Genomic DNA, 11,131 nt, shown 5'->3' with positions numbered 1-11,131 from the left:
GCCGCCATCGCCATCGGATCCGTCACCGTGGCGCAGAATGTGTCTGATCCTTCCCTGCAGGAGCAGGTTGTCGAAGCATCCGATGTGCGCAGCGAGAGCCTCGAGATCCCGGCCGGTGGTACAGCCGACGTCGCGCTTTCGGAGTCCGTTGGCGCTGCCGTTGTGACCCTGCACGATGTGCCCGCTCCCCCGCCGGGAAAGGTCTACCAGATGTGGCGCCTGCCCCAGAGCGGCAGTGCACCGGAGTCTGTGGGCACAATGACGGGCGAGGACGTCTCCGATACGCAGACGACAGTTCTCCAGGACTTTGACGACTATTCTGCCGTCGCCATCACGGTGGAGCCGGAGGGCGGTTCGGAAACCCCGACGATGCCGATCATCGCCCAAATACCGCTGGGCGCGTAAACCTACCGCCAAAAGCTTGACCTTGACGTAACGTCAACTTTTAGTGTTGGATTACCAGCCGGAAAGTCCGGCCTGCGTGTGCTCAATGGCCAGGTCGGCGAACGCGATGCGCTGCGTGTGCACCGCAAGTGGCTGCTGGCCGAACGGGGCTGGGACAGATGTATGTCGACGACGCCCGCTTCACCAGGTTCTACGACAAGGAAAAGTCCGGTCTGGCGGCCTACCTGCTGGAGGGGATCAAGGTCTACGCCGCGCGCAACCTCCAGGATGGTTAGTCCGGCCAGACCTGACCGTCTCTACAGTCGGTTCAGCTCCGGCGCTTGAGGATCTCTTCGGTGGCCTGCGGCAGCACCTCGAAGAGATCCCCCACAATGCCAAAGTCGGCGATCTCGAATACCGGTGAGTCCTCGTCCTTATTGACGGCGATGATCACCTTCGACGTCTGCATTCCCGCCTTCTGCTGGATTGCCCCGGAAATCCCCGCGGAGATGTAAAGCTGCGGTGAGACGGTCTTGCCGGTCTGACCCACCTGCGCGGAATGTTCGATCCATCCTGCATCCGTGGCGGCGCGGGATGCACCTACCGCTCCGCCCAGTGCGTCAGCGAGCTTCTCGATCGGGGTGAAGTCGCCGCCGGTACCGCGTCCGCCTGAAACGATGACACGCGCGTCGGTCAGGGCGGGCCTTCCGCTGGCAGGCTTCTCCTCCCGACCGGTAATTTTCGCAGCCGTGCCGTCCGCTCCGGAAGCCACTTCCACAGTGGTCTCCTCCGGGGCGGACGCCGGTCCTGCAGCGGCCGCCGGAACGCTGTTCGGCTTCACGGTCATAATCGGGATACCGGTGGAGACCTTGGCCTCGACGGTGTAGGCACCGGCCAGCACCGATTTCGTGGCGGTCAGCTCCGCGCCATTTCCTGCCAGCGCGATCACGTCGGTCACCACGCCGGAACCGATCTTGATTCCCAGCCGGGCGGCGATTTCCTTGCCCTCGAAGGTGTTGTCGATCAGTACAGCTGACGGTGCTGCCTGCCCGACGACGGCGGCGAGGTAGCCGGCTTTGGGCCCCACCAGGTATTCGTCCAGGTCCGCCGCGCTGGGACGGTAGATCGTTGTGACGCCATACTCGGCGAAGGTCTCCTTGACGCCGTCACTCAGAGTACCGTTGAATGCGACGGCGGGTTCCCCTGCTGCAGCGGCGAGTGTCAACAGCTCCAGGTTTCCCTTCTGCAGCTCGTCACCAGGGTTGTCGATGAATACAAGAACAGTAGCCATGCTGGCGGACTCCTTTAGTCTTCAGCGTCTGGAGGTGTCCGACGCCGGTCGTTCGGCTTGTTTGGCCGCGGGCTTTGGCCTAGAGCAGTTTCTGCTTTTCGAGGAAATCGACCAGCTGCTTTCCGGCGTCGCCCTCATCGGTAATGACTACACCGTGGGAACGGGGCGGGCGCGGCTCCGCCGATTCAACGTTCGTCCAGGAACCAGCCAATCCCACGTCCGCAGCATCCACGCCAATGTCGCTGAGGGTGAGCGTAGCCAAAGGCTTCTTCTTGGCGGCCATGATGCCCTTGAAGTTCGGGTACCGCGGTTCGTTAATCTGGTCCGTTACCGATACGACTGCTGGCAGACGGGATTCGATATTGTCCAGGTGGGTATCGCCGTCACGCCGCGCCACGATCTGGTAACCGCCGTCGTCGTCCTTCAGTTCCAGAGTCGAGGCGAAGGTGACCTGAGGCAGGTCCAGCCGCTCTGCCAGCTGTGCCGGGACCAGGGATGTTTCGCCGTCGGTGGATGCCATGCCGGTCAGCACCAGGTCAACGTCGCCAATATGGTTGATGGTTGCCGACAGCGCGAGGGAGGTTGCCGCGGCGTCGGATCCGGCAAGCGCTTCATCGCTCAAGTGGACGCCTTCGGTGGCGCCAATCTGCAGGGCTTTCTTCACAGCGGCGACGGCGCCGTCCGGGCCCATGGTCATTGCGATGACTTGGTGGCCTGCATCAGCTCCGCCATGGGTTTCGACCAGTTGGAGGGCTGCTTCCAATGCATACTCGTCGAGTTCAGACAGGATGCTCGTCAAGCGGTCTGTCGTGTTGGACGAGTCCGTGAGGTGCCTGTCGAACTGGGCGTCGGGAACGTGTTTGACCAGGACCACAATTTTCAGTGCCGTATTTTCCACTGTCGCCTTTCATCCCCTCTTTGTCGGAAGAGGTATGTCGTACGATTGCGCCCCGACGCTGTACCGGGACCTGGATTAAGCTAACCACATCAAGTTCGGTTATGACTCATTAACCGATCTGGAAGGCCCATTAAATGGAGCCGGGGACCGGTCCTGGAAGGACCGGTCCCCGGCTGCACGAGCTGTTTGGAAGGCGCAGCTCAGGACAAATCGGCGTCGCCGAGTGTCACCTCTGTGCTCATCGGCTCTCCATCACGGAGGTAGGACAGCTGGACCGTCTCCCCCTGCGCCTGTTGCCTGACGACGGCGGTCAGAGCTTCGCCATCGCCGATGCTGACGCCGGATACCTTGGTGATCACGTCACCGGTCTCCAGACCGGCCTGAGCGGCAGGAGATCCTTCCACGACTTCGGCCACCTCTGCGCCAACACTGAAGGCGGTGCGGCCCTCCGACTCCTCCGAGGCCTTGGCGGTCACGGAAACGCCGAGGAAACCGTGTGTGGCTTCTCCATCCGCGATAATTTCCTGCGCAACGCGTTCGGCATAGTCGATGGGGATCGAGAAGCCGACACCGATATTGCCGCCGGTCTCGCTGCCTGAAGCGATCGCGACATTGACGCCGATCACCTCGCCGTCGGCATTGACCAGTGCGCCACCGGAGTTGCCGTGGTTAATCGCCGCGTCGGTCTGAATCACGTTGATGAACACCGCGCCTTGACCGCTGCTTTGTGGATTCTCCGAACCGTCCGGCGGAACGAAATTCCAGCCTTGATCGTCGGGGGTTCCCCGCTGCGGACCGTCCGGCTGCGTCTCCGGCACGGCCGAGGAGGCAACGCGGATGGTGCGGTTCAAGGTGGAGATGATTCCGTCGGTGACCGTTCCGCTCAAACCAAGAGGCGCACCAATTGCGATGGCGGTGTCCCCCACGTTCAGGTCCTTGGAATCGGCCAGTACAGCAGGCGTCAACCCTTCGGCCTCGATCTTAATCACGGCCAGGTCGGAAAACGGATCGGTACCGACAATCTCGGCAGAGTGGACACGGCCGTCATTGGTCCGGACCTCCACATTGGTGTCCGAGGACTGGCCGCCAAGCGTCACGACGTGTGTGTTGGTCAGGATGTGGCCTTCACGGTCAAGGATGATTCCCGAGCCGGTTCCACTTGCCTGCTGCCCGGCCACCGAAATCGTGACCACACTCGGTGAGGCCTTCTGCGCGGCAGCCGTAACGGCGTTGACGTTTTCCTGATCGTTGACAATCACGGGGCTTTGCGCCGCCGTGTTCGACGGCGGAGCGGCCTGGGAACCGTCGTCGAACAATGCCTCGGAGCCGACCACAACTCCACCACCAACAAGGCCTGCAATAAGCATGCCGCTGATCAGGGTCGCCGAACCGTACTTCTTCTTTCCGCGGGGTGTACGGTCCTGAAACTGATTGTTTGGCGGCATGCCCCCGTATTGCTGCCCGTTGTCCCCGTCGGGTTGCTGAGCGTTTTCCCCATAGGACGGGGGGCCGGCCGGTTGCTGATACTGCCCGTACCGGGGCGCGTTCGACGGCGGCGTCTGCGGTTGGGGAGGCATCCCCTGGGGTGCCGTAGGACGCTGCGGCCCGTATCCACTGCCGTGCTGCTCAGTCATCTATTAAATCCTTTCGCATAGACAGCTCAACTATGCCTGTCGATTCTGAACCCGGGTTCCACATTCGCTGAGGCTTTCCTGAAAGCCTCCCGTATAAGCCTGCACCTAAGCCAACGTTTCACTCCCAGCATATATTTCGGTTCTGGACGCCATATAGGGTGGGTCATAGAATCAAAACGGCGGACAGCCCGGCCTGGCCGCTTAAATATCTGTGGCTCCGTTCGGGAGCCGCTCAACGGGGTTGAAGGTCATATACATGCGTGCGTTATTGAAGTCCCTTGCAGCTGTCCTGGGATTGCTGGCCTTCCTGGTGTTCCCTGCCACGGCCGCTTATGCAGTCGAGCCGGTCGAGTTTCCACCTGGCGAATATCTAATCGACGACTCCGACGTCTTGAGCAGCTCGGAAGAGGCGCAAGTCCAGTCCGCCATCGAAGAGCTGCAGAACGAGCATAACTACAACCTGCACGTCGCTTTCGTCCCTGAATTTACCGGCGCCGATAGTGCCGAGGCCTGGGCGCAGGAAACGGCGGAATTAAACAGTCTGGGAACCGTGGACGGGGTGCTGGCCGTTGCAACAGAAGAGCGCAGTGCGTGGTTAAGCTTTGATTCGGAGAGCGACATCAGCCACGAGGAGGAAGAGACCATCCTGCAGGACGTGGTCATACCGGAGCTGCGCGACGATAACTGGACAGCGGCGGCCGAGAGCGCAGCGTCCGGCGCGGCCGATGCGGCCAGCGGCGGCGACGGCAACCCCAATGATGGAGGCGGATTTTCAACTGTGTTAACTGTGCTGCTCGTTATTGCCCTGATCGGAGTGGGCGCTTTCCTGTTCCTCCGTTCCCGCAACAACTCGAAATCGAAAGACAACCAGGCCGAGCTCGAGACCGCTGAAGAAACCGGACCGGTGGACCCTCTGGCAGGCGTCAGTGTCGAGGACCTTCGCCTCCGGGCCGGCAGTCTCCTGGTCGCCTGCGACGACGCCATCAGGACCAGCGAACAGGAGGTTCTGTTCGCCCAGGCACAATACGGTGACGACGCCGTCAAGCCGTTCATCGATGACATCACCAAGGCCAAGGCCCAGCTGGGAGAATCGTTCAAGCTTCAGCAGCAGCTGGACGACCACATTCCCGACACCGAAGAGCAGCAGCGCACCTGGCTTGGCCAGATCATCCGCAGCTGTGAGGCAGCGAACCAGACCCTGGGAGAGCACAAGTCGGACTTCGATGAATTACGGAAACTGGAAAAGCGTGCTCCCGAAGCCCTTCAGGCCGCACGGCGGGGGGCGGCGCAGGCTGCGGCCAAGGTCGACGCTGCCGAGCAGTCCCTGGTGAAGATGCAGGAACGCTACTCGGGCGAGGCGATTATCCAGGTGGCAGACAATATCGCACAGGCGTACGAGCGGCTGGAATTTGTCGAAACGGCGGCAGAGACCGCGGAGGAAAAGATCGCTGCCGCAGACACCGCCTCCGCCGTAATCGCCGTCCGCGCAGCTGAGGAGAGCGTGCAGCAGACCAACGTGCTGCTGGACGCCGTCGACAAGCTCTCCAACGACCTCAATGAAGCCGATAAGGCCATCGAGCCGGCCGTGGCAGACATCGCTCAGGATGTTGCCGCAGCCCGTGCCATGGTCGACAGCGGCGAACACCGGGAGCTATCCGGTCCCCTCGCCCGGGCAGAATCGGCGCTGAGCATCGTCCAGGATGAACTGCGCTCCGGAAAGATCGCCCCCTTGGCCTGTATGCGCCGGATAGAAGAGGCTAACCATCATCTGGATGAGGCCTTGGCTGGTGTGCGGGATAAACAGGACCAGGACCGTCGGTCGCGGTCTGCGCTGCAGCAGGCTGTCATGTCTGCGCGGGCCCAGATCTCGGGCACATCTGACTATATTGCGGCACGGCGCGGTGGCGTTGGCAGTGAAGCACGGACCCGTCTCGCGGAGGCCCAGCGGAACCTGGACTACGCCCTTTCGATCGCCAAGAATGACCCGACCGAAGCGCTGAACTACGCCCATCAGGCAAATGTGTTGGCTGGGCAAGCCGCCAAGATCGCCCAGACCGACGTCGAAGGCTTCGGTGGCATGGGTGGCTACGGCGGCGGCGGTATGTACGCCGGCCGACGAGGTGGCAGCGGGATGGGAGGCGCCATGCTCGGCGGACTCCTTCTTGGCTCCGTCCTTGGGGGCGGCGGTTTCGGTGGCTTCGGCGATGGCGGTGACTTTGGCGGAGGCGGATTCGGCGGAGGTGACTTCGGAGGCGGCTTCGACGGCGGTGCCGGCGGCAGCTTCTAATCATGGACAGCCGGAAGTAAAGATAAACCGGGCGGCAGCACGGCCGCTGCAGGCGATAGCGGAGGATCAGCAGGTAATTCATGTTAGGCAGAAAGAAGGATAGCAATATGTCAAAACAGTCAATCTTCGGCCGGGTCGCTCAACTGGCCAAAGCCAACATCAACTCCCTTATCGACCAGGCGGAAGATCCGCAGAAGATGCTGGACCAGATGGTCCGGGACTACACCAACAACATTGCCGAAGCGGAAAGCGCAGTCGCACAGACGATCGGCAACCTCCGGATGCTGGAGGAGGACCATCAGGAAGACATGGAAGCGGCCCGCAACTGGGGCAACAAGGCTATTGCCGCCAGCCAGAAGGCTGAAGAATTCCGGGCCCAGGGCAACGGCGGCAACGCAGACAAGTTCGACAACCTCGCCAAGGTCGCGATCCAACGCCAGATGGATGCCGAAAACGAGGCTAATGGTGCCGAACCAAACATCCAGTCGCAAAGCGAAATCGTCGAAAAGCTGAAGACCGGTCTCGACCAGATGAAGAACAAGCTCAATGAGCTCAGCCGCAAGCGTGACGAGCTGGCTGCCCGTGCCCGCACCGTTGAAGCCCAGTCGCAGATGCAGGACGCGGTAAAGAGTATCGACTTTATGGACCCGACCAGCGAAGTCGGCCGGTTCGAAGACAAGATCCGCCGCGAGGAAGCCCGGGTACGCGGGCAGGCCGAGCTTCAGGAATCGAGCCTCGACGCCCAGTTTGAAAGCTTGGAGGATCTCGGCGAGCAGACCGAAGTAGAGGCGCGCCTTGCCGCGCTGAAGGCCGGCTCAAGCCGTCCTGAAACTTCGCAGCTGACATCAGGTGAATCGACACAGTCGAATAACTGACCCACAGTCCACTCTATGACCAGGAGGCCCGGGATCTGCAAGGATCCCGGGCCTTTTGTCTTGTCCCGTGTTAGCCGGTCTGAGTACCCGCTCCAGCCTGTTCCCGGGTGGCCCTCCGCCTGACTATGAATGGGTAGATCACCCAAAGGATGATGACGACGCCCAACAGGATCCCGAACATCAGGAAACCGGCAAAACGGCCGATGACAATGTCAAAGATAAAACCGGCTGTACCTGCCAGGACAAATGCGACCAGCGCCATGGTCACGCGCACCATTCGGTCGCTGTTAGTCACCAACGACTTCTTGATGTGTCTGCCAAACAGCGCCCGGTGCAGGTTCACGGAGGTAAGAATCAGCGCAGTGACAATCGCGGCCGTGGTGACGAGGCATAGATAGACGGTGACCTGGAAAGCGTCCAGTTGCTCGAACTTGGCGTGGAACGGCAAGGTGAGCAGGAAACCGGTGAGGATCTGGATTCCAGTCTGCATGACGCGGAGTTCCTGCAGCAGTTCCACCCAGTTGCGATCGAGCCGTTGGTTTTCCGATTCCCCCCGGCCATCATCCGATATGCCTCCGGTAACCGCCCCTGCCGCTCCCCCTTGGCCGGACATGGAACCGGCACCGGGGGCTGCACCGTGGACGTTCATCATGGCACCAGTGTAAGCGACCGAAGGTCACGAATCAGTAAAATCCGGACCCAAATGGATGGGCCCAAACCCCACATCGATCCGGCTGCCCGGACACGAAAAAGCTCCTGATCGGAATAGACCGATCAGGAGCTTTTTCTTTCGTTGCGGGGACAGGATTTGAACCTGTGACCTCTGGGTTATGAGCCCAGCGAGCTACCGAACTGCTCCACCCCGCGGCGTAGTAATAACTCTACCTGCCACGTCCCTGAGCACCAAATCGAGGTTCAGTGGCCCAGCAGCCAAGTCAGAAGAAGCCGCTGCGGGGACGCGAAAAGGCCGGCCTGCCCCGCAGGACAGACCGGCCTTCCAACCGTTCCAGCTATTACTATCAGCTGTTTGGCTTACTGCCTTTGCAGCTACGGCGCCTCGGTCGGCTCCGGCTGAGCGCTATCACCCTCGGCAGGCGCGCCGTCCGCGGGCGCTTCCTGGCCGCCGATCCGGTTCTCTGCGGCGATGGCATCCTGCAACGCGGCGTTCAAGGCTGCCTGAGCGTCTCCGTAGGCTGCGAAGTCACCTTCGGCAAGGGCAGCCTGCCCGGCCTGGATGGCCGCGTTGGCCCGTTGCAGGGCATCCCGCAGCGTCGCTTGTGCGTCGGCATCCGCTGGTGGAGTGGCGCCTCCGTCATCCGGTTGGCTGGGTTCGGCCTCTTGATCCGCTCCCTCGGCTTCTACACCGGAATCGCCTTCGAACAGCTGATCCAGTGCCTCATCCAGGGTTGGCGCAAATCCAATTTCCTCGCCAAAACTGACCAGCACGCGCTGCAGTGTCGGGTAGGAGGATTCACCGGAGGACTGCACGTAAACCGGCTGTACATACAATATGCCGCCGCCAACAGGCAGTGTCAGCAGATTTCCATTGAGCACCTCTGAGGCTCCGCGCCGCAGCAGGTTCAGTGCCTGTGAGACTTCCGGGTCCGAGTTGAACAGGTTTTGGGCCTGTCCGGGTCCGGAAACGACTCGTTCGGTAGGCAGTTCCAGCAACCGGAGCTGCCCATAACTGTCGGCCTTCACACCAGCCTCGGAGCCGGCGTCGGAATTCGCTGCGAGATAGCCATACAGAACGTTCCGGGCTTCTTCGCCCTGACTTGACGCCGCCGGAATGAACGGGGTTGTCAGCTGGAAGGACGGATTTTCCTGTCCCGGCATCGCCAGGGACAGGTAGTACGGCGGGATCGGAACGTTGCTCTCATTGTTGCCCTGGGTGTTCTGGTTGTCGACGGCCGTCGGATCGTCCGGAACGCTCCATTCCTCGTTGGCACGGTAGAAGTCGACCGGATTAGTGACGTGGTACTGTCCCAGCAGTTCGCGCTGAACCTTAAACATGTCCTCCGGATAGCGGACGTGGCTCATGAGGTCGCCCGAAATTTCGCTGATTGGCTGGATGGTTTCCGGGAAGACGTTCTGCCAGGCCTTCAGCATGGGATCATTCTCGTCCCAGGCGTACAGGTCCACGGATCCGTCATAGGCGTCAACCGTCGCCTTGACGGAGTTGCGGATGTAGTTGACCGGCTCCGGAGGCAATGCCTGCGAAGCGGCGCCGACGCCCGTCAGGGAATCCGTGGTGGCGGATTCGAGATGCTGTTGCGTCGAATAGGGGAAATTCTGATTAGTCGTGTAGCCCTCGACGATCCACTTGATCCGTCCGTCGATGACGGCTGGGTAGATGTTGCTGTCAACCGTCAGGTACGGAGCCACGGCCTCAACGCGTTGGCGGGGATCACGGTTATAAAGAATCTGCGATTCTTCATTAACTGCATCCGAGAGCAGCAAGTCAGTGGATTGGAACTGAATTGAGTAGATCAAACGGTTGAAGAAGTTCCCGATGCTCGGTCCGCCGTCGCCGCTGAAGGTAGTTTTGGCTTCGCCTTCGGCGCCGCCGGTCTCCGGCCGGTCGAGCTCCATGGGCGGTGCACCTTCAGGAGCACCGACTACGGAATACTCCGGGGAGAACTCACCGAAGTAGGCGCGGGGCTGGTAGTCGCCGAGAACTCCCTGGCTGGGAATCCCTGCTTCCAGGAACTGCGGCTCGCCATCCGGTGCGACCTCGCTGGCGCTGGCGGCAACCAGTCCGTAGCCGTGTGTGTAGACGGCGTGCTGGTTGATCCAGCTCTGATTATTGCCCGTATCCAGTCCGCGCACTGCGACGACAACGTTTTCCGTTGTGCCGTCGATTTCGTAGCGGTCCACATTCAGGATCGAAGGGAACTGGTAGTAGGGCCGGAACTGTTGCAACTGTCCGAAAGCAGCGGAAACCAGGTTCGGGTCCAGAAGACGGATGTTGTCCGTTGTTTCCTCGTCATCCTCGAGGGCGCCGGCTTCCACATCGGTGGAAGCGTCATAGTTGCTCACCTCGATGGCATCGAGCCCGTAAGCCTCACGGGTCAATTCGATATTGCGCGCAATGTACGGCTCTTCCAAGGTCTGCTCGGACGGTTCCACCTGGAACCGCTGGATAACCCACGGATAAACACCACTGGCGAGAATCGCTGTGATGATCAGCATCGCGGTACCAACAATCGGAAGCCTCCACTTGTTGGTGATAGCAGCCGCGACGAACAGCACCGCCACAATAAGGGCGGCGACAGCGAGAATCGATTTGGTGGGTATAACGGCGTTGACATCCGTATACATCGCACCGGCCCAGTTACCGTCCTGGCTTACCAGGGTGGAATAACGGTCCAGCCAGTAATTGACGGCCTGCAGGATCAGGAACGCAGCGGCCGCAACCGCAATGTGAACCCGTGCGGCCGTACTGGTGAAGATGCCCTTCTCCTCCAGGCGGATGCCCCTATAGAGATAATGCGTGAGCAATCCTGCAATACCAGCGACCAAAACTACGCTGATCATGAATCCCACGAGGAAGCCGAGGAACGGCAACGTGATCATGTAGAAGGTGTAGTCGAGTCCGAATTCGGGGTCGGTGGCCCCGTAAGGAACCTGGTTGAAGAAAAGCAGAACCTGCTGCCACTGCGAGGAAGCCGCGGTTCCGGCGAAAACGCCCAACAGGACCGGAATACCGATCATGGCAAGCTTGCGGACAGGCTCAATCGTCTCCTGATAGCGGCTCAGATT

General features: G+C 60.9%; 9 protein-coding genes and 1 tRNA gene. 4 read left to right on the top strand and 6 right to left on the bottom strand.

The features are described 5' to 3' along the window. Together Y707_RS31660 and Y707_RS30875 are read left to right on the top strand one after the other, a co-directional pair. Positions 1 to 405: anti-sigma factor (locus tag Y707_RS31660; protein ID WP_035782274.1), on the top strand; the 405-nt coding region annotated here is incomplete at its 5' end. Positions 406 to 533: 128 nt separating this feature from the next. Beyond that, positions 534 to 680 carry a TipAS antibiotic-recognition domain-containing protein gene (locus Y707_RS30875; RefSeq protein ID WP_253905223.1) on the top strand — a complete coding sequence of 49 codons (147 nt, stop codon included), beginning with the start codon at positions 534 to 536 and terminating at the stop codon, positions 678 to 680. A 32-nt stretch (positions 681 to 712) separates the two neighbouring features. On the opposite strand, the gene Y707_RS0116815 is transcribed toward Y707_RS30875, so the two are convergent. The 3 genes from Y707_RS0116815 to Y707_RS0116805 form a co-directional block, all read right to left on the bottom strand. Further along, entirely contained in the window at positions 713 to 1,675 is a 963-nt protein-coding gene (locus Y707_RS0116815; protein WP_026535937.1) for an electron transfer flavoprotein subunit alpha/FixB family protein, read from the bottom strand. Between the two features lie 79 nt (positions 1,676 to 1,754). After that, a complete protein-coding gene (locus Y707_RS0116810) occupies positions 1,755 to 2,573 on the bottom strand; it encodes an electron transfer flavoprotein subunit beta/FixA family protein (RefSeq protein WP_026535936.1) in 819 nt (272 codons plus the stop codon). A gap of 200 nt (positions 2,574 to 2,773) precedes the next feature. Then, positions 2,774 to 4,207, bottom strand: a complete 1,434-nt coding sequence (locus Y707_RS0116805) for a S1C family serine protease (protein ID WP_026535935.1) — start codon at positions 4,205 to 4,207, stop codon at positions 2,774 to 2,776. A 256-nt stretch (positions 4,208 to 4,463) separates the two neighbouring features. On the opposite strand from Y707_RS0116805, the gene Y707_RS0116800 reads away from it, so the two are divergent. After that, entirely contained in the window at positions 4,464 to 6,494 is a 2,031-nt protein-coding gene (locus Y707_RS0116800; RefSeq protein ID WP_026535934.1) for a TPM domain-containing protein, read from the top strand. 107 nt (positions 6,495 to 6,601) lie between these two features. Beyond that, positions 6,602 to 7,369: a PspA/IM30 family protein gene (locus tag Y707_RS0116795; protein ID WP_026535933.1), complete on the top strand. Its 768-nt coding sequence runs from the start codon at positions 6,602 to 6,604 to the stop codon at positions 7,367 to 7,369. A 70-nt stretch (positions 7,370 to 7,439) separates the two neighbouring features. Here Y707_RS0116795 and Y707_RS26970 read toward each other — a convergent pair whose 3' ends face one another. The 3 genes from Y707_RS26970 to Y707_RS26965 form a co-directional block, all read right to left on the bottom strand. Beyond that, on the bottom strand, positions 7,440 to 8,021 hold the full coding sequence (locus tag Y707_RS26970) for a DUF6328 family protein (protein ID WP_253905222.1): 582 nt from the start codon (positions 8,019 to 8,021) through the stop codon (positions 7,440 to 7,442). Positions 8,022 to 8,162: 141 nt separating this feature from the next. Then, positions 8,163 to 8,236, bottom strand: a tRNA-Met gene (locus Y707_RS0116785). A gap of 180 nt (positions 8,237 to 8,416) precedes the next feature. Beyond that, positions 8,417 to 11,131 (bottom strand): UPF0182 family membrane protein (locus Y707_RS26965; RefSeq protein ID WP_035782272.1); only part of this gene is annotated, 2,715 nt, incomplete at its 5' end.

It is taken from the genome of Arthrobacter sp. H14, from assembly GCF_000520495.1.
Lineage (GTDB): Bacteria > Actinomycetota > Actinomycetes > Actinomycetales > Micrococcaceae > Arthrobacter_C.
This window is presented reverse-complemented; position numbering and strand designations above follow the sequence as displayed.